General features: G+C 70.4%; 17 protein-coding genes. 2 read left to right on the top strand and 15 right to left on the bottom strand.

Annotated elements, in window-relative coordinates:
- Positions 1–75: 75 nt before the first annotated feature.
- From DI005_RS09270 to DI005_RS09225, 10 genes are all read right to left on the bottom strand, one after another.
- A complete protein-coding gene (locus DI005_RS09270; RefSeq protein ID WP_113641867.1) occupies positions 76–1098 on the bottom strand; it encodes a helix-turn-helix transcriptional regulator in 1023 nt (340 codons plus the stop codon).
- A gap of 66 nt (positions 1099–1164) precedes the next feature.
- The gene (locus DI005_RS09265) at positions 1165–2601 is read right to left on the bottom strand and encodes an amidase (RefSeq protein WP_113641866.1); all 1437 of its coding nucleotides are present in this window, start codon (positions 2599–2601) and stop codon (positions 1165–1167) included.
- A gap of 506 nt (positions 2602–3107) precedes the next feature.
- A complete protein-coding gene (locus DI005_RS09260; protein ID WP_112267965.1) occupies positions 3108–4118 on the bottom strand; it encodes an ABC transporter ATP-binding protein in 1011 nt (336 codons plus the stop codon).
- Positions 4087–5076, bottom strand: a complete 990-nt coding sequence (locus tag DI005_RS09255; RefSeq protein ID WP_113641865.1) for an ABC transporter ATP-binding protein — start codon at positions 5074–5076, stop codon at positions 4087–4089. The genes DI005_RS09260 and DI005_RS09255 overlap by 32 nt, the downstream gene beginning before the upstream one ends.
- On the bottom strand, positions 5073–5906 hold the full coding sequence (locus DI005_RS09250) for an ABC transporter permease (RefSeq protein WP_113641864.1): 834 nt from the start codon (positions 5904–5906) through the stop codon (positions 5073–5075). The genes DI005_RS09255 and DI005_RS09250 overlap by 4 nt, the downstream gene beginning before the upstream one ends.
- Entirely contained in the window at positions 5903–6829 is a 927-nt protein-coding gene (locus tag DI005_RS09245) for an ABC transporter permease (protein WP_112267959.1), read from the bottom strand. The genes DI005_RS09250 and DI005_RS09245 overlap by 4 nt, the downstream gene beginning before the upstream one ends.
- Positions 6826–7887 (bottom strand): LacI family DNA-binding transcriptional regulator, encoded by a 1062-nt coding sequence (locus tag DI005_RS09240; protein ID WP_112267957.1) that lies wholly within the window; start codon positions 7885–7887, stop codon positions 6826–6828. Before DI005_RS09240 ends, DI005_RS09245 begins: the two co-directional genes overlap by 4 nt.
- 13 nt (positions 7888–7900) lie before the next feature.
- A complete protein-coding gene (locus DI005_RS09235) occupies positions 7901–9418 on the bottom strand; it encodes an ABC transporter substrate-binding protein (RefSeq protein ID WP_113641863.1) in 1518 nt (505 codons plus the stop codon).
- 15 nt (positions 9419–9433) lie between these two features.
- The gene (locus DI005_RS09230) at positions 9434–9769 is read right to left on the bottom strand and encodes a hypothetical protein (protein ID WP_113641862.1); all 336 of its coding nucleotides are present in this window, start codon (positions 9767–9769) and stop codon (positions 9434–9436) included.
- A gap of 6 nt (positions 9770–9775) precedes the next feature.
- Positions 9776–10741, bottom strand: coding sequence for a DUF6772 family protein (locus DI005_RS09225; RefSeq protein ID WP_112267951.1), 966 nt, complete (start codon positions 10739–10741; stop codon positions 9776–9778).
- Positions 10742–11042: 301 nt separating this feature from the next.
- Here DI005_RS09225 and DI005_RS09220 point away from each other — a divergent pair, with 301 nt between their 5' ends.
- A complete protein-coding gene (locus DI005_RS09220) occupies positions 11043–12221 on the top strand; it encodes a phosphatidylserine/phosphatidylglycerophosphate/cardiolipin synthase family protein (RefSeq protein WP_112267949.1) in 1179 nt (392 codons plus the stop codon).
- Positions 12222–12277: 56 nt separating this feature from the next.
- On the opposite strand, the gene DI005_RS09215 is transcribed toward DI005_RS09220, so the two are convergent.
- From DI005_RS09215 to DI005_RS09200, 4 genes are read right to left on the bottom strand one after another with little or no spacing between them, the layout of a single operon-like run.
- A complete protein-coding gene (locus DI005_RS09215; RefSeq protein ID WP_113641861.1) occupies positions 12278–13291 on the bottom strand; it encodes a 2-hydroxyacid dehydrogenase in 1014 nt (337 codons plus the stop codon).
- Positions 13288–13905, bottom strand: coding sequence for a histidine phosphatase family protein (locus DI005_RS09210; RefSeq protein ID WP_112267945.1), 618 nt, complete (start codon positions 13903–13905; stop codon positions 13288–13290). The genes DI005_RS09215 and DI005_RS09210 overlap by 4 nt, the downstream gene beginning before the upstream one ends.
- Complete coding sequence (locus DI005_RS09205) at positions 13902–15368, bottom strand: FGGY-family carbohydrate kinase (RefSeq protein WP_113641860.1); 1467 nt, start codon at positions 15366–15368, stop codon at positions 13902–13904. Before DI005_RS09205 ends, DI005_RS09210 begins: the two co-directional genes overlap by 4 nt.
- Positions 15365–16852 (bottom strand): FGGY-family carbohydrate kinase, encoded by a 1488-nt coding sequence (locus DI005_RS09200; RefSeq protein WP_113641859.1) that lies wholly within the window; start codon positions 16850–16852, stop codon positions 15365–15367. Before DI005_RS09200 ends, DI005_RS09205 begins: the two co-directional genes overlap by 4 nt.
- A 221-nt stretch (positions 16853–17073) precedes the next feature.
- Here DI005_RS09200 and DI005_RS09195 point away from each other — a divergent pair, with 221 nt between their 5' ends.
- A complete protein-coding gene (locus tag DI005_RS09195; RefSeq protein ID WP_112267937.1) occupies positions 17074–17862 on the top strand; it encodes a DeoR/GlpR family DNA-binding transcription regulator in 789 nt (262 codons plus the stop codon).
- Positions 17863–18042: 180 nt separating this feature from the next.
- On the opposite strand, the gene DI005_RS09190 is transcribed toward DI005_RS09195, so the two are convergent.
- Complete coding sequence (locus DI005_RS09190; RefSeq protein ID WP_113641858.1) at positions 18043–19077, bottom strand: CdaR family transcriptional regulator; 1035 nt, start codon at positions 19075–19077, stop codon at positions 18043–18045.
- Positions 19078–19146 lie beyond the last annotated feature (69 nt).

Here is a 19146-nt window from a genome sequence, read left to right as displayed (position 1 = left end):
TAGAGCAGGCGCCAGCCTGCGCTGGACATACCCGTCGCGGGAACCACCGCCACACGCCTATCGTGGCCGCGACGATCAACCCCCGGCAGTGGTCGAGGGCGAGTGGGGCGGCCCGAGGAGCCTGAGGCCTTCCTGTTCCGCCAAGGCGGCCGCCGCGGCCCGTGAGCCGACGTGCAGCTTGCCGAGGATGCGTTCGACGTGGTGGGCGACTGTCCGCTCGCTGAGGTGGAACCGCCGGGCGATGGCGAGGTTGGAGTGACCGTCGCAGATCTTGTCGAGGATCTCCAGCTGGCGGTGGCTCAACCCGTGCGGCGCCGCGACCCGGTTTGTCGACACGGTCACGCCCGCGCGCACCTGCCTGACCCGGACGTGGTGCCATGCCCCGGTGCGGTCCAGCCAGTGATACGACCGGTCCGGGGCGTGCGTGCCGTCGGCGGCGACGACGGCACGCAGCGCTTCCAGCAGGGCCGTTCCCTCCTCGGGTGCTCGCCCGTCCACGGGCTGGGCGCTCCCGTCGCGGCGGATGAGCGTCACGTTCTCCGCGTCCGGGAGCAGAGCCGCCGGTGAGCCTGGGAACGGTGGCATCTCCTGGCACGCGGCGAGGAGCGTGTGGCAGCGGTGCAACAGGCGCATCGCCGCGGCGGAGGGCAGGCAGCGGGCTTCAGTGCTCATGTGGAGATCGCCGACGTACCGTCCCCGTCTGGTGACCAGCCGCAGCGAGACGCCGCCGCGATATCCCTCCGGCAGCAGGAACTCGCGAGCCGTGCGCGTGGTCGCGTAGTCGAACTCCAGGTCCTGCCAGGAGCGCAGGGGCCGCGCGCGGTCGGCGGCGATGGCCCGGTAGGCGGGATCGCTGTGGAAGGCGTTCGAGACGACGTGGTCGACGATCTGGGGCGAGTAGCCGCGCACCGCCGCGACGCGGTGCCGGCCGGCCTGCCGGTCCCATCGGGTGATGATCCCGGCAGGCGCCTCACCGAGTGTGGTGAGCAGCTGGAGCAGCCTCGGCGCCGGGTCCGCCCCCGCCCGCGTCTCGGCGGCGATCTCCGCGAGCTCCAGCCCGAACTCCTCGCTTCGCGTCTCGTCGGTCGATGCACTCACGGCTACCTCCCCGGGGATGTCGAAGTCTCCCCCGGGTTGCGCCCCCGCGACAAGACGGGCCACGCATCAAGCGGCCGCGTGCACGCCGGGTCGCCGCCCGTTCCAGGGCCGCGCCCGTTCGAGCTGACCGGCGAGGGCCAGCAGCGTCGACTCCTCGCAAAGGTCGGCCGCGAGCTGGACGCCGATCGGCAGGCCGCCGGAGGTCGCACCGAGCGGGAGGCTGATCGCCGGCGCGCCGGTGAGGTTGAACAGCGGGGTGAACGACACGACGTCGAAGATCCTCCGGGTCCATTCCTCGTGGCCCAGCGCGCTGTCGTCGGCGTCGAGATACCCGAGCGGAAGGGGTGGCGTGTTCGTCGTGGGGGTCAGCAGGACGTCGTAGCGAGTGTGGAACTCGCCGAGTACCCTGCTGATCCCGTTGACGATCGAGAACGCCTCGCCCACCTGCAGCACGCTCAACCTCCGCCCGTACTCGTATCCGGCGAGCACGCTGGCCTCGAGCGTGTCGGGGCCGGGTGCGAGCCCGGACAACGCGCTCGTGGCGTGCACGGACTCGGCGACGAAGCCCGCCCACAGGCGGCAGTTGGCGGTCAGGAACTCCTCCCAGTCGAAGCGAGGGCCCGCCGCCTCGACCCGGTGTCCCAGCTCCTCCAGCGTCCTGGCGACCCCCTCGACCACCGCGACGACCTCCGGATCCACCTCCGTGCCCGCCCACGACTCGGTCTGCACGGCGATGGTGAGCGGGGTGGGATCGCGCTCGAGCTCGGCGGCGAACGGCCGGACCGGATCCGGCAGCCGGTACTTCTCCCCAGGCACCCACCCGGCGACCTCGTCCAGCAACGCCGCGCTGTCCCGCACGGTCCTGGTCACGACGAACTCCGCCGCGCACCCGTACAGTGCCTCCTGGAAGTCCGGCGCGAGCGGGACCCGGCCGCGTGTGGGCTTGAGCCCCACGAGGCCGTTGAAGGCGGCGGGGATGCGAATCGATCCGCCGCCGTCGTTCGCGTGGGCGACAGGCACCGCGCCTGCGGCGACGAGGGCGCCGGATCCACCGCTCGACCCACCCGCGGACCGGGTCACGTCCCACGGGTTGCGGGTCGGGCCGTGCACGACGGGCTCGGTGTTCGCGTTGTAGCCCATCTCCGGTGTCGTGGTCAGTACCGTGGTGGCCAGGCCTGCCCGCCGGAACCGGGACATGAGCTCGGTGTCGTGCGGAAAGGTCACGCCCTTCTCGCCGGTCAGGCGGCTGCCCATCCGGGTCGGCAGCCCGGCGGCGTGGCACACGAGGTCCTTCAGGCCGAAAGGCACGCCACCGAACACGCCCGCCGCATCGTAGGCGAGAGGTTCCGGCCACGGCCCTTCGGCGACGCCACCGATCCGCGGCCGGACCTTCTCGATGGCCGCGCTCGCCGCCGCGTGCATCTCCTGGGCGGACACGTCGCCGGACCTGATGAGCTCGGCGAGCCCGGTCGCGTCGTGCGCTGCATAGTCCTCGATGTTCATGGGCAGACTCCTCGACAGCACGAGTGGATGTTCGCGTGTCCTAGAGCCAAACGCTCGCCCAGCTTTCCGGGCAATGGGCAGAACTGCCCCATTTACAGCTCGCCCCGCTCGACATGCCCCAACCCGCCGCACCCTCACGGGCAAGAAGCGCCCGACTGGGACGCAACTGAGGCAAGAATCGGGTTAACACTTCCTGGGCGGCGCAAGGAGTACTCGAAAGGTTTCCCTTCCGGGCGCCTTGGTGCTCCACGTTGACGTATTCGTGCCGTCGAAGCATTCAGCATCAATCCCGGACATGGAAGAAGACACGGATCTGCTGCAACCGATGCTCGATGAGTACGAGGAATTGTACGGACGGGGCGCACGGACCACCGATTGTCCAGCAACCCGACTCGACCGAACACGCGGCACACACCAGGGTCTCCGAATTCGGCGCGCGGCGCAAAGCCCGCGGAGTGAGCGTTCCAGGATTCCGGACCATCGCTGGCCGGCCGGGTCCCTTGCCGTCACATTGCGGCGACCGGATCGGTAGCGGGGAAGTGGCAGGCGACCGGGTGGCCCGTACCCCGCTCGAGCAGCTCGGGTTCCTCGGTGCGGCATCGGTCCTGTGCTTTCCAGCACCGGGTGTGGAAGCGACAGCCCGGTGGCGGGTTCAGCGGCGACGGCACGTCCCCGGTCAACACGATCTCGCCGTTCTCGGCGTCGTCGCGCCAGTCCTCCACGCTCGGTGCCGCCGAGAGCAGCGCCCGCGTGTACGGGTGCTCGGCATGCTCGTAGATCTGCTCGGTGTCACCGGACTCGACGATGGATCCGAGATGCATCACCGCGACCCGGTCCGCGAAGTGCCGCACCACGCCGAGATCGTGAGTGATGAAGAGATAGGCCACGCCGAGGTCGCGCTGCAGCTCCCTCAGCAGTGTGAGCACCTGCGCCTGGATGGACACGTCGAGCGCCGACACCGCCTCGTCGCACACGATCAGCCGCGGACGTACCGCGAGCGCCCGCGCGATGGAGATCCGCTGTCGCTGGCCGCCGGAGAACTGGTGCGGGTAGCGCTCAGCGTGACCGGGGTTGAGCCCGACGCGTTCCAGCAACCGGGCCACCTCGGCGTCCCACCCGTCCGGCTCGACGATACCGGGGTGGATGCGCCACGCCTCGCTGATCAGCTCCCGCACCGTCATCTTCGGGTTGAGCGAGGCGTACGGGTCCTGGAACACCAGCTGCACCTGCCGCCGCAGGTTCTTCAGCTCACGGCCCTTGAGTCCGGTCACGTTCCGGCCGTCGAAGCGCACCTCGCCGGAGAACGGTCGCAGCAGGCTCACGACCGCTCGGGCCACCGTCGACTTGCCGCACCCCGACTCGCCGACGAGGCAGACCGTCTCACCCGCGCTCACCGACAGGCTCACGCCTGCGACGGCGCGGACGTCGTTCCGCCTGCCCAGCAGGCCGTGCCGCGACCGGTATCCGGCGACGAGATCGACAAGCTCAAGCACCGGCGTGGTCGACTGCTGCTCCACGGGCGAGCACCTCCTCCGCGTAGTGACACGCACTGGACCTGCCGGGTGCGAACTCGCGCAGGCCCGGCTCCTCGGTCCGGCACCGCTCGCGGGCGAACGGGCACCGGGGGTGGAACGCGCAACCGGTGGGCAGCGCGGTGATGTCCGGCGGGTACCCGTCGATGGGCCGGATCTCCCGGTTGCTGTCACGAGCGGACGGGCTCGCGTCCAGCAGACCCAGCGTGTAAGGGTGGGCAGGCGCTGTATAGACATCGGCCACGGTGCCCGACTCGACCGCCTGGCCCGCGTACATGACGACCACCGACCGTGCCGTCCTGGCGACCACGCCGAGATCGTGGCTGATGATGACCATCGCGAGACCTTCGCGCTGCCGGTGCCGCAGCAGCCGCAGGATCTGCGCCTGCACGGTGACGTCCAGCGCGGTGGTGGGCTCGTCCGCGATCAGCAGCCGCGGCTGCAGCGCGAGCGCCATCGCGATCATCACGCGCTGACGCATGCCACCGGAGAACTCGTGCGGGTACGCGCCGACCCGCCGTGCGGCGTCCGGGATGCCGACCTCGGTCATGGCCTCCACCGCGCGCCTTCGTGCCTCGTCGCGGCGAAGGCCGCGGCGGCGCCGGAACATCTCGGCGATCTGGTAGCCCACGGTCAGTGAGGGGTTCAGCGCGCTCAGCGGATCCTGAAAGATCATCGAGAGCTGCTCGCCCCTGAGCGCGCGCAGTTCCCGCTCGCTCATCGCGCTGACGTCCTCGCCGGCCCAGCGGATCTCACCGGACTCGACGCGGGCCTGTGCCGGCAGGAGCCCGAGCACGGCCAGCGAGCTGAGGCTCTTGCCGCTGCCCGACTCGCCGACGATCGCGAGCGTCTCGCCCTCGCTGAGGCTGAACGACACCCCGCGGACCGCCCGTACGTCGCCGAACGCGACCACGAGGTCCGTCACTTCCAGCAGAGCGCTCATCGGACCACCGCCACCTTCGTGTTGTCGGAACCGTCCCTGGCCGAGTCTCCGAGGACGCCGACGCAGATCACCACGAGCGTCAGCGCGATCCCGGGAACGGCGGCGATCCACCACGCCGAGGCCAGGTAGTCGCGCCCGGCCGCGATCGTGGAGCCCCACGACGCCTGGTCGATCGGCACGCCGAGACCGAGGAAGCTCAGCGCGGCCTCGGCCACCATCGTCAGTCCCACCTGGACGGTCGCGGCGACCAGCAGCGGCTGCACGCACGACGGGTAGATGTAGCGGGCCATGATGCGCACGCTGCCGGCGCCCATCACCCTGGCGGAGTCCACGAACTCACGGTTGCGCGTGGACAGTGCGGAGCCGCGCACCACCCTCGCGAAGATCACCCAGCGGGTGACCGCGAGCGCGATGATGACGTTGGTGAGGCTCGGCCCGAGCGCGCCCGCGAGCAGGATCGCCAGCAGGATGCTGGGGAACGCCAGCTGCATGTCGCCGACGCGCGAGATGACCGTGTTCAGCCAGCCGCCGTAGTACCCGGCGAGCAGGCCGAGCACCAGGCCGATGAGCCCGCCGACCACCACGACGGTGACGGCGACCAGTAGTGAGATCCGCGACCCCGCGATCACCTGGGCGAACACGTCCCTGCCGAGCTGGTCGGTGCCCAGCAGCGCGAACGAGCCGTCCGAAAGGGTGCTGCCGGGCGGCAGGAGCCGGTCGGAGACGCCCGTGGCCACGCTGTCGTAGGGGGCGAGCATGGGGCCGAACACGGCGACGAGCACGAACAGTGCCAGCACGCCGGTGGCGGCCTTCGCGGCCTTCGACTTCATACGGTCTCCAGCGTGATCCGGGGGTCGAGGTAGAAGTAGAGGACGTCGACCGCGAGGTTGAGTCCGATGTAGAAGATCGCGATCAGGAGGATCGCGGCCTCGGCCACGGCGTAGTCGCGGTTGACGATCGACTCGATCATCAGCGAGCCGATGCCGGGCCACGCGAAGACCTGCTCGATGATCACCGCGTCGGCGATGAAGTTGCCGAGCACCAGCCCCAGCACCGTGACCACGGGGGTCAGCGTGTTGCGCAGGACGTGGACGTTGAACACCACCCGTTCGGAAAGGCCTTTCGAGCGCGCGGTGCGGACGTAGTCCTTGCCGAGTTCCTCGAGGGTCCCGTTGCGCACGAGCCTGGCGAGCCAGCCGAGGAACGGCAGCGCGAGCGTGAACGCGGGCAGCACCAGTGCCAGTGGCGTGCCGTCGGCTGTGGCGGGCAGGATGTCCAGCATCCGCGAGAAGATCAGCACCAGCATGATGCCGACCCAGAACGAGGGCAGCGCCTGGCCGGTGAGGGACAGGTAGGAGACGAGGCGGTCGACGGCCTTGCCGGTGTTGCGGGCCGCGTGCACCCCGAGCGGGAAGCCGATGAGCAGGGTCAGCGCGAGCGCGTAGCCGGCCAGGGTCAGTGTGGCGGGCAGGCGCTCGAGCACGTTCGCGAAGGCGTCGCCGCCGAGCCGCCACGACTCGCCGAAGTCCAGGCGGAGGACCTCGCCAAGATGGCGGAAGTACTGCGCCAGCAACGGGTCGCCGAGTCCGAGCTCCTGACGCTTGGCCTCCAGCTCTTCGGCCGTCGCCTGGCTGCCGAGAATGAGCGACGCCGGGTCGCCGGGAATGACCCGCAGCACCAGGAAGACGATCGTGATGGCACCGAAGACCAGGAACACCGACTGGGCCAGCCGGCGTGCGATGTAGATGATCACGTCATTGTGCTCTTTCCTGTCCGGCTCGAGTCGCGCACGACGAGCTCGGTCGGCAGTCGCCGCTTCTCCGTCGCGTCGTGGTCGTCCCGGCCCTTCATCCGCTGCAGCAGCAGGTCGACGGCGGTGGTGCCGATGTCGGCGGCGGGCAGCCGGACGGTCGTCAGCGGGGGATTGAGGTAGGCGGCGAAGGGGTGGTCGCCGAATCCGCCGACCAGCACGTCCTCGGGGACGCGAAGGCCGGCCTCGGTGAGCGCCCGGTACACCCCGAGCGCGAAGTAGTCGTTGCCGACCATGATCGCGTCGGGGAGGTCACCGCCGCGCACGATGTCCTGCGCCAGGCGGTAGGCGTCCTCGGGCTCCCAGGGCAGGGTCAGTGACTCCCTCCGCCGGGTGGGCACCGAGCGCACGGGGTCGGTCCCGGCCTCGATGCCCGCTTCGGTCAGCGCCCTGCGGAAGCCGGTGGTGCGGTCGGCGACGGGCGAGATCGGCAGGTCCTCCTCCAGCAGGCACAGGGTGCGCGCGCCGCCGTCGACGAGGTGCCGGGTGGCCTCGTACGCACCGTGCTCGTAGTCGACTCCGATGAAGTCGAGGTCAAGGGCGGGGAAGTCACGGTTGAGGCACACGAGCGGCACACCCGATTCGTTGAGCCGGTCCCAGTGCTCGCCGTCTCCCTGTACCGGCACCACGAGCGCGCCGTCCACGCCCCACCGCAGCAACGTCTCCGCCGCGGCCCGGTCACCGTCGGGACTCTCCTCGGTGACCAGCAGCATGAGCGAGTAGCCGTGCACGCGGCCGCGTTGCTCGATCGTGCTGATGAGCCTGGCGTAGAAGGGGTTCGACGGGTTGGTGATGACCAGGCCGAGCGTCATCGCCGACCCGAGTACGAGCGAGCGGGCCATGGAGTTGGGCACGTACCCGAGCCGTTCGGCTTCGGCCTTGATCCGGGCGCGGGTGTCCTCGCCGACACTGTCCTTACCGGTCAGTGCCCGCGACACCGTGTTGACCGACACCCCGAGCGATTTCGCGATGTCCTTCAGGGTCACCCGCCGTGACTCCATCCTTGCCCCTCCCTCAGGACGCCAGCGTCACGCCACGCAGATCGGGCTGGTTGCTGGCCGCCGGTTCGAACCCCTCGACGGTGCTGCGCAGACCGTAGGTGCTGATGAGCGCGGCGGGGAACATACCGACCGCGTCGTCCCAGACGATCTTGCATGCCCGACTGTAGAGCTCCTCGCGGCGCCCGCGATCGGAGTCCCGGTGCGCCTGCCGCAGGATGGTGTCGAGCTCGGGGTTCCGGTAGCCCATCCGGTCGGCGTCGGAGTCGTACAGCCTGCCGAGCGTGAAGTCGGCGTCTCCGGTGGTCACCGTGTTGATCTGGAGGTCCATGTCGAACTCCTTGGCGTTCAGCCGCCGCAGCCACTCCGCCTTCTCCACGTTCTGCGGCTCCACGGTGACGCCGATCTTGGCCCAGTCCGAGATCATCGCCTGCGCGAGCGCGTCGGCGAGCGGTCCCGTGTCGCTGAACCACATCAGTGAGGTGCGGAAGCCGTCGGCCAGCCCCGCGTCGGCGAGCTCGCGCTTCGCCGCGTCGGGATCGTGCCGGTAGGGCTCCTGCGGCGCGTGCCCGAACACGGTGGAGGGGATCGGCGCCGTCATCAACTCGGCGCCGTCGCCGAAGAGGTTCTTGACGATCCCGGCGACGTCCACCGCGCGCCACATGGCCCTGCGCACGCGCGGGTCCGTGAACGGCTCCCTGCCGCAGTTGAACCAGTTGAAGTAGTACGCGTAGCTCGGGATGGTCTCCAGCCGGATCTCGTCGAGGCCCTCGAGCTCGCGAAGCTGGTCGGGCGGCACCGGCCACAGTGCACTCAGCTCCCCGGTGCGCAGCGCGGTGATCTGGCTGGAGGTCTCGGGGATGTAGGGGAGGGTGACGCGGTCGAGCTTCGGCTTGCCGCCCCAGTGTTCCACCGCGCTCAGGCGCAGCTCGTCGGACGGCGTGAATCCGTCGACCCGGAACGGCCCGCTGCCGATGGGCTTGCGGAAGAACCCCGGCTCGTTCATCTTCGCCGCGGGCAGGATGAACATCAGCGTCAGGTTCACCGGCATCGTGCCCAGTGGCTCGCTGGTGGTGATGCGCAACGTCGTGTCGGTCTCGGCCTCGACGGCGCTCACCGAGGTCCACAGCGCCGACTGCGCCGTCCCGGCGTCCTTCACGCGCTCCAGCGAGGCCTTCACGTCACCGGCGGTGAGCTTGCTGCCGTCGTGGAAGGTCACGTCGTCGCGAAGCTGGAACACCCACGTGTTCTCGTCGGTCTGCTCCCAGGACGTGGCCACACCGGGCACCAGCTTGTCACCGTCGCGGCGGATCAGCGTGTCGTAGATCAGCCGCCCCGCCAGCAGCGTGCTCTCGTCGACGCTGCTGGGCCCGTGCGGATCGAGATCGTTGACCGGCTGCGCGAACGCCGCCTTCAGCGCGTTGGCGGCCGCGCCGCTGTCACCGCCGCCGACGCTGCACGCGGCCAGGTAGGCGCCGGCGAGGCCGATGCCGCTGATCTTGAGGAAGCCGCGCCGGTTGTACGTGCTCACCATGTGTGTCTCCAATGCTCATTCTTTGAGCGTGAGGTAGATCTGAACCTTGACCGATCCTTCGTCCCCCTCGACGGATCCGCGGATCCGTAGCCATTGCCCGAACTCCCGCACGGGCCACGAGATCATCCCCTCGCCCTCGGCGACCTGTGGCGGGCACTCGGCGTCACACCAGTGCAGGCCGTCCGGGGAGACCTGCGTGGTCAGCACCACCTTCACGTCCGGAGCGGACGCGCGCAGCACCTGCACGAACCAGCGCGCCTCGGTGGCCCAGCCCGCCTCGTAGGGTTCGGTGGCGAACTCGCCCTCCAGCACGCGGTACCGTTCGAGGACGGCGGCTTGTGACTGTCGCATGTAGACCTACCAATCGACCGAGATCAGAACCGAGTCCAGGAAGAGGAAGTTCCTGACGTTGGTGTGGGTGCGGGTGCTGACGTAGAAGTTGAGCAGGTTGTCGAGCGAGTCGTAGCGCTCCTCGTACGCGGGCACGGGCACGTCGCGCATGTCGTAGACGCGGTCGTTGACCTGCAGCTCCACGTTGCGCTGCTTCTCGGTGTCGAGCTGCCAGCGCAGGTAGTGCCAGTTGACCTTGGTCGGCACCTCGTTGTAGCAGAAGGACTGCGGTTCGCCGAAGTAACGCCAGTCGTCGGGGTTCGGTGCGGTGAAGTCGTCGGTCGCGGCGAGCTTCGCCTTGCCCTCCAGGTGTTCCCTCGGTGTCGGCTCTGGCACCACCGGGTACATCCAGCGACGGGTGAACCGGTTCTCGAGGTCGGTGTTCTGGTAGCGGGCGACGCAGTGGTAGCGGACGCCGCGGTCGTCGCAGATGTCGGTGGCCACGGTGAACGCGCCGAACTGCTGTTCCGAGGGGTGGATGTTGCCGTCCCACTCGCCTGCGCCCGCCTGCTGCGCGGCGCCGTTCTCCTCCGACGCGGCCTCGGCCTTGTAGGTGAAGTACGTCTCGAACTGGACGAGGCCCTTCTTCGCCATGGTGAGCCTGCGGATCGCGACCGCGGTGTGGCCCGCAAGCGGCCGGGTGGCGACCTTGAGCGCGTAGGTGCCGGTCATCGCGCCGTGCGTGCCGACGTCGAAGAACGTGCACGAGCTCAGCTGCGGTGGCCGGAAGTCGCGCATGTGGTCGTCGACGGTGTCGAGGTTGCCCTCGCCGTCGTGGTTGCCGATCAGCTCGGTCCAGCCGTGCGTTCCCGAGTTGAACTGGTCGAACACGAGGATGCGAGAGAGCGGGTTGTAGCGGGAGAGTGCCGGGTCTGCGTCGAGCACGGCCCGGCGCAGACTTCCGGCGAGCTCGGAGTCGGTGATGTTGCCCAAAGGTGTCAGCTCCTGACGGGAGGCGGCCCACGGGAAGAGGATGAACGTTCACGTGAGCGCTAACTGAGATCGGGATGAACGTTAACTCCCGATGTCGCCCGAGTCAACGGTGTCGCTCAGCGAAACGTCGCGACCTTGACAGCGCTCGCCTGGCGGCCGTACGTTTCTGCTTCAGTCCCACCATTAACGTTAACTTTAACGTTAATTCTTCGCATTCCGAACTTCCGCCGAGACGTCATCGGCTGTTGGTGCTCTGTTCGCACTTCCCGGGCAAGGTCGCCCCGGACGAAAGGAATGATCGATGCGTGTAAAGGCACTGCTCACGGTGCTCACCGCGGCGGCGCTCGCGGTCACCGGCGCGGCGATACCCACGGCGGCCGCGGGCGCCGGCGAGAACCCGAGGCCGTGCGCCGACGCTCCGGCCGCCCCGGTACGGACCGGCGCGGTCTTCAACGATCCCGCGGCCGGTGACCCCACCGCGATCGTGCGGCAGATCTGCGCCCTGGTGAAGCAGGCCCCGAGCGGCTCGCGCATCCGCATCGCGCACTTCGTGATCTCGGGGGAGGCCGGAGCGGACTTCGCCGCCGAGCTCGTCAGGGCGCACGAGCGTGGCGTCGACGTGCAGGTGGTGCTCGACGGCTGGCAGGTGACCAACCCGGCCGTCGGGGCGCTGCGGGACGTGCTCGGCACCGACGAGACGCGGCGGTCCTGGCTGCACGTCTGCACCGGGCTCTCGCCCGAGGGCAACACCGCCGCGTGCATCGGGACCAAGGGGCAGCACAACAAGTTCTACCTGTTCTCGCGCACCGGCGGACAGTCCGATGTGGTCGTGCAGTCCTCGGCCAACTTCACCGACCTCAACTCGACGACCTACTGGAACAACGCACTCACGCTCGTCGGCAACTCCAAGCTGTACCGGGCCTACGACTCGTACTTCGAGGACCTGGCGGCCGAGCGTCGTACCGACGACTACGCCCGCGTCACCGGTACGGGAATGCGTGGCGGCTCGGTGACGTCGTACTTCCATCCGTTCGCCACGCAGGACCCGGTCGCCGCGTTCCTCGACGAAGCCGGTTGCCGTACGGCCACCACGATCCGCATCGGGATGTCCGAATGGGACACCTACCGGATCGGACTGGCCGAGCGGCTGGTGGAGCTGGCCGGTGACGGCTGTGACGTTCGCATCGTGCATGGCCTGATCGACGACGAGGTGCGGCGGCTGCTGGAGTCGCACCCGAACATCGCCTTGCGCGCGCTGGACGACGCCGCCGTGCTGCCCGGCCGGATCCACTCGAAGTACCTGCTACTCGAAGGCGAGTACGACGGCGAACCCGGCTCGAGGTGGGTGCTCACCGGCAGCCCGAACTTCAACCAGACCTCGTTGCGGCGCAACGACGAGGCGATGCTGAAGACCAACCTCGGCACGGTGTACGCGCAGTACGAGGACAACTTCCGGACGATGTGGGCCGCGGCGGGCTGAGCCGGTAGGCCCCCCGGACGAGGCCGCCGCCGGCGAGGGCGGCGGCCTCGTCCGCGTCAGGGGCGTACCGCGTTGGCGACAGGCTCGCCGCGCAGGAACCGGGCCACGTCGGCGGCGACCGTGCGGGCGGCGTTGTGGGCGGTCTGCTTGCTCGCGCCCGCGAGGTGCGGGGTGCTGACCACGCCGCGGGTGCGCAGCAGCCGGGAGGCCGGCGACAGTGGCTCCTCGGGATAGACGTCCAGGGCCAGCGCGAAGAGGTGGCCGGAGTCCAGCGCGTCGCATGCGGCGTCGTAGTCGAGCAGACCGCCGCGCGCGCAGTTGACCAGTATGGACCCTCGCGGCATGCGCGCGATCTCGGCCGAGGCGATGAGTCCCTTGTTCTCCGACGTCAGCCGGGCGTGCAGCGACACGACCTGTGAGCGTGCGAGCAGCTCGGCCAGCTCCACGCTCTCGACGTCGCCCTCCGGCGCGGCGTACGGGTCGTGCACGAGCACGCTGGCTCCGAAACCCCTCAGGATCGCGGCGACCCTGCGCCCGATCGCGCCGTAGCCCACCAGGCCGACTGTGGCGCCGTTGAGTTCGAGACCCACCTGGTCGTACTGGTAGTAGTCCCCGCGCCAGACGCCGCCGCGCAGCTCGCCGTGGGTGTCGGGAACGCGCCGCGCCGCCGCGAGGATCAACGCGACCGTGTGCTCCGCCGTGGCGACCGCGTTGCGCCCCGGCGTGTTCGTCACCGTGACGCCGTGGCGGGCGGCCGCCGCCACGTTGGCGTTCACCGGACCGCCCCTGCCGACGGCGAACAGCTCCAGATCGGGACAGGCGGCCAGCACCCGCTCGGTGAGCGGCGCGAACTGGGTCACGCAGACGCGCACGCCGGCCAGCGCCTCGATCAGCTCCCCCTCGCTGCCCGAGGCCTCGTCCACCTCGGCCACGGGGTGGTACGGCTCGACCGGCCACGGCAGGTCCAGCGTGCGGATCTCCGGGTCGTCGCCGAGCTCGGCGCGCAGTGCGTCGACGAGCAGGGAGGTGCGGACGAAATGGTCGCCGGCGGCCAGGATGCGGACCGTCATCGTGTCTCCTCGATACGGGTGTTGAACTCGATCAGCGCCGCCCGGCCCGTACCGGTCCAGCGCACGGTGGTGATCGCGCAGTTGCGCACGACCGGGAACACGGTGCGATAGGTGGACAGTGGCAGGCCGAGCAGCCTGCACAGCACCAGGCGGTGCAGCGTGGAGTGACCGACTACCAGCACCCGGCCCTCCGGTGCCGCCGCGACGACGTCGGCGAGGCAACGTTCGGCGCGCTCGGCGGCGCGCACGGGATCCTCTCCGCCGGGAAGGTGAAAGGCGACCGGATCGGCCTGGAATGCCTGCCGGGCCTCGGGAAACCGCGCGGCCATCTCCTGGCCGGTAAGGCCCTCGCCCTCGCCGAAGTCGAGCTCGGTCAGCCGGTCGTCCACTGTGGCCCGCAGCCCGATCGCGCTTGTGACGGCCTTCGCCGTGTCCTGCGCCCTGCTCAGCGGTGACGCCCACATCGCGGTCAGCCCGGCGTGCGTGGCCCAGTGAGCGAGGAGGTTCGCCTGCTGCCGTCCACGCTCGGTCAGGGAGACGTCGGTGCGCCCGGTGTAGCGGTTGTCGTGGTGCCATACGGTTTCCCCGTGCCGCACCAGAACCAGGTCGGTCATCGTGTGCTCCGTTCTCGCGCGTGCCGGGTGAGCTCGGCAGGCAGCCAGCCGCGCTCGTGCAATGCGGCCACCAGCCTGAGGTAGCCGTCCGTCAGGACTTCCGCCTGCGCGGGATCCGGGTCGAGGACCTCGCGGGGCGGGTCGCCCGCCACGTCGGCGAGTGGGTTTCCCTCGGCACGGGCGAGTAGTGCCATGCCCGCCGCGGGGTCGGCGTCCTCGGGGACCGTGACCGGGCGGCCGAGCGTGTCGGCGCGCAGCTGGCACCAGTACCGGTTGCGCGCACCGCCCCCGGTGAGGCTCAGTGGGCCGTCGGCCGGCGCGCCGAGCAGGTCGAGGTAGTCGAAGCAGAGCCGCTCGGCGAAGGCGACTCCGCGAAGCAGGGCCGCGTAGGTGTCGATGTCGTCGCCCGGTTCGCCCACGGTGATGCGCTCAGCATCACTCGCGACGAACGGGAACCGCTCGCCGCGCGAGACGAGGGGATAGGCCGAGACCGTGGTGTGCGGGCGCGCCGCCGCCTTCGCCGTCAGTTCGCCGAGGTCCGCCCCGCCGAACTCCGCGGCGAGCACGCCCGCACCCACGCTGGAGGCGCCGCCGGGCAGCCAGTTGCCGTCGGGAGCGCGGTGGGAGTAGACCACACCCAGTGGGTCGTGGATCCGTTGTGGAGTGACGCCCTTGAGCACGAGCGTGGTGCCGAGGACGCTGTTCCACGAGCCGGCCTCGAAGGTACCGGAGCCGAGCAGCGCCGCGCAGCCGTCGGTCATTCCCGCGATCACGGGCGTGCCGTCGGGGATTCCGGTCTCGCCCGCGGCCTCCCGGCCGATGCCGCCGAGCGGCGTGCCGGGGCGTACGACCTCGGGGAGGACGGCAGGCGAGATGCCGAGTTCGTCGAACATGCCGGCCGGCCAGCGTTCGGCGTCGAGGTCGTAGCCGGTCTTGAGCGCGTGGCTGGAGTCGACGGCGGTGGGCCGCCCCACCAGCCTGCCGGTGAGGTAGTCGGCCTGGTGGAGCAGGCGGACGTCGCGACGGGGTGTCCCGGCGAGGAGCCACAGCAACTTGGGCAACGCCCAGGATGCCTGTGGCCGGTAGCCCAGCCGCTGCCAGAGCGCCGTACCCGCGTCGACGACGCGCTGCGCCTCGGCGCCCGCCCGCGCGTCGTCGTACATCAGCCCCGGCGACACCGGCTCGCCGTCGCGATCAGCGAGCAGGATCGTGCCCGAGGTCGCGCACAGTGCGACGCCCCGCACGAGCCGCCCTCGGACGCCCGCCATCGTCTCGCGGGACGCTGCCGCGAGCGCGCTCCACCACGCGTGCGGGTCCTGTTCGTGCCGGTCGTCGTCGCGCGTGCCGCGCAGAGGATGCGACCCCGTGGAAACGGGTGTGCCCGTTCGATCGGCCGCCAGGCACCGCACGCTCTGCGTGCCCACGTCGATGCCGAGCCACACGGGCTCGAAGGTCTGCGTCATGCTCCCGGTCCGGTCGTCTCGCCGGCCCGCCAGCCCTGGGCCGCGATCTCGCGCAGTTCCAGGAACCGGCCGTACAGCCCGGTGTAGTGGCGCGCGCGGTCCGGATCCGGCTGCCAGTAGCTGGCCAGCCGCACGTGGTGCGAAGCGGCGGCCAGATCCGGCTCGGCTCCGGTCGCGACGAGCCCCGACAGAAACGCTCCCCGCGCGCCGACCTCCGTATCGGCCGAGCGGGCCGTCGGCACGCCCACGACGTCGGCGATCAACTGACACCACAGGTCGCTGACGGCGCCCCCGCCACACAGGCGCAGGTCACGCACGCGCGCCGAGGAGGCTGCGACGCAGTCGCGGATCACCAGCGACAGGCCCTCGAAAACCGCCCTCGCGAGGTCGGCCCGGTCATGTTCCAGGCTCAGCCCCCAGAACGTGCCCCTCGCGTACGGGTCGAGGAACGGCGCGCGCTCTCCGGCGGGGGAGAGGTACGGCAGGAAGATCAGCCCGTGCGCTCCGGGCGGCGATCCGGCGGCTAGCGCGCCGAGTTCGCGCGGGTGGTCGAGCCCGAGCATCCGGGTGGTCCAGTCGAGCACCTCGGTACCCGCGAGGGTGGGGAAGGCGCGCAGCACGTCGGTGCCGTGGTCGAGCACGATCGTGAGGCCGGACGGCTCTCCCGAGGTGTCGACGGTGTCGTGCACGACCTCGGTGCACAGCGTGGTGCCGAGGATCGTGCACGCCTGCCCCGGTTCCGTCACACCCATCCCGACCGCCATCGAGACGACGTCGTAGGGCGCCAGGACCACCGGCGTGCCTTCGGCCAGACCCAGCCGGGATGCCGCTTCGCCGGTCAGCGGCGCCGAGCGGGCCGTGTGGTCGATGATCTCGGGCAGCAGCCGCGCGGCCCAGTCGAGGCCGAACAGGGCGAGGAGCTCTGGCGAGTAGGCGCGGGCACGTGGATCGAGGAACGGCACCGAGGCGTCGGAGAAATCGGCGCCCCGCACGCCGGTGCACCGGGAGAACAGCCACCCACCGCAGTAGAGCGCCGTGGCGGACTTCGACAGTCGCGCGTGATCGTGTTCGTGGAGCCATGTCAGGATCGCGTGCGGCAGACCGGAGAAGCCGAGCGAACCGTTGAGCTGGAAGGCCTTCTCGGCCGTTCCCGCGCGGCGCCATCCCTCGACGACCTCCGCGGCGCGGCCGTCGGACCACAGGATCGCGGGCCCGGTCGGCTCGCCGTCCTCGTCCACGAGCCAGCATCCGTCGCCCTGCGCCGTCAGCGCGACGAACCGGACGTCGTCGCGTGCGTGCGTGAGCACCTCTCGCACGGCGGCGACCACGGCCTCCCACACAGCCGCCATGTCCTGTTCGGCCCAGCCCGGCCGCGGACGCAGCACCTCGGTGGCGCGGCGGGACACGACGATCTCGGCTCCGTCGTCGCCGAACAGCACGGCCTTGATCATCGAGGTGCCCGCATCGACCGCGACCGCTGCCATGTCGATTCCTCCTGTCCGCTCCGCTCCCGCGCGGAGTCGTGATCCAGGAGAGCGCGTCATGGAGCCCGACACAACAGCAACGGGCAAGACATCGCGGGTTCGTGCGATGATCGCGTTAGCTCAAGCGTGCGTGACCAGTTGTCATCGCAGGTCGATCGGTGATCTGGCGTTGCCATAGCATCAGCGATCTAACATTTTCTCACACGGAGTCGGGAGGTGCCATGACGGCCGGCCGGGCGTCGTTGCAGTCCGAGCGCAGGCAGCGCATCCGCGAGCGGGTGAGCGGCGACGGCTTCGTGCGGGCCAGCGCGCTGGCGGCCGAATTCGGTGTCAGCCTCATGACGATCCACCGTGACCTGGAGGCGCTGCAGCGCGCGGGCTGGCTGCGCAAGGTCCGCGGCGGTGCCACCGCGGTGCCTTCCGAGGTCTTCCATGGCGACGTTGCCCAGCGCAGGGAGGCGATGGCGCCGACGAAACGGGCGCTGGCCATGGCCGCCGCGAGCGAGGTGACCGAGGGGCAGGTGCTGATGCTCGACGAGAGCACCACGTGCCTGCATCTCGCGGAACTGCTGCCCGAGCGGGCGCCCTTGACCGTCGTGACCCATTTCCAGCCGGTGATCACGATGCTGGCGGGAAAACCCGGCATCAGCCTGATCGCGCTCGGCGGCGAGTACTTCCCGGCCTACGACGCGTTCCTCGGTCTCTACACGGCCGAAGGCGTGTCGAAGGTCAGGGCCGACACGCTCTACCTTTCCACCACAGCGATCTCGCAGGGGCGCTGCTATCACCAGTCGCAGGCCACGATCCAGGTCAAGCGGGCGATGATGGAGTCGGCGTCGCGCCGGGTGCTGCTCGTCGACCACACGAAGTTCGCACGCCAGGGCCTCTACGCGCTCGCCCCGCTGACGGCCTTCGACCTCGTGCTGGCCGACGACGGGCTGCCGCCCGCAGAGCAACGCCGGATCCGCGACTCCGGGGCGGCGCTGAGGATCGTGCCCGCTCCGTCCTGAGCTTCCTCATCCGTGTGATCGAGCGCCGACGGCGTTCCGGCGACGTGTCCGCCGGGAGGTGCCCGCGGCGGCGACCCCGGAGTGGCCGTCAGCCGCGCCATCGACCTGGTGCGTGCGCACGCCGGGGCTGTCCACGCCCAGCGTGGGTCCCGCGCCTGTGCCGTGTCGCTCCGGCGAGCGTCAGTCGTCGAGCAGCCGCCACGCGGTGAGGGCGAGCCTGGCGCGGGTCAGCCCGGTGGGCTCGGTGAGTTCGATGCCGAGCGCCTGCCCGATGCGTTCGAGCCTGCGGGCGACGCTGCTGTGGTGGAGGTGGAGCCGCTCGGATGCCTGGCGCAGGGATCCGGTGGCGCAGTAGGTGTCCAGGGTTTCCAGATCGTCCGGGCTGCCTGCCAGGCGGGCGATCGCGACCACGTCGGCGTTGCCTCGCAGGGCGTCGCGGCGTACCTCCGCGAGCAGCGCCAGCGACCCCAGCTCGTGGTGGTGCACCACCGGTTGGCGGCGGGTGGCGAAGCGCAGGGCCGTGCGCGCTTGGCACCAGGACCGTTCCGGGCTGCCGGTGGCGCCGATGCCCGCGTGGACGCCGGCTGGAAACCGTTCCGCGTCGAGGGTGGTGGCCAGGATGACGCCCACGCCGTCGAGCGGTGCGGCCTTCACCGGTCCCGCCGGGCAGACCAGGCCGCCGACCCGGTCGAGCGGCAACTCCGACCGGACGGCGGCGACGCGGACGGGCTGGTCGGCGGCGAAGCCGAGGAGCCGCAGCGCCCGGTTGCGGCCCGCCTCGTCGCTGTCGGCGCTGATCACGAGTTCGACGAGGGCGGGGTCGGCCATCGTGGTGCGGGCCGGTCCGTACCTTTCCACCACGGCCGCAGAGGCGATGGCGAGCCGGTCCAGCACCACGTCGTCGAGCGAGCTGGGCGTGACCGCGCGTTCCAGCCACACCGTGCCGATCTCCTCGCCGTCCAGCGTGATCGGGACCGTGGTGGAAGCGGGCTTCGCCGGTTCGGGTGCGGGCCTGCCATCGGGTGCGTAGCGGATCACCTTCCCCTTGTCGTGCAGGCGGATCCCGGCCACGCACTCGGCCAGGTTCGCCGAGGCACGGGCGAGCGCGGGAAGGTCCACCCGCCTGCGCATCAGCGTGTCGTAGAACATGACGACACGAAGGGCCCCTTCGACGTGGGAATCCAGGTGCGACAGCCGCTGCGCCAGTGCCTCCATGGCCTCAGGATATGCGCGTTCGGTGCACGGCCAGGCCGGATCGCGCGACGGATGGCGGCTGCCCTCCGT

The organism is Prauserella sp. PE36, from assembly GCF_003311655.1.
Lineage (GTDB): Bacteria > Actinomycetota > Actinomycetes > Mycobacteriales > Pseudonocardiaceae > Prauserella_A > Prauserella_A endophytica.
Note: the sequence above shows the minus strand (reverse complement) of the source record. Positions and strands in the feature narration are given on the sequence as shown.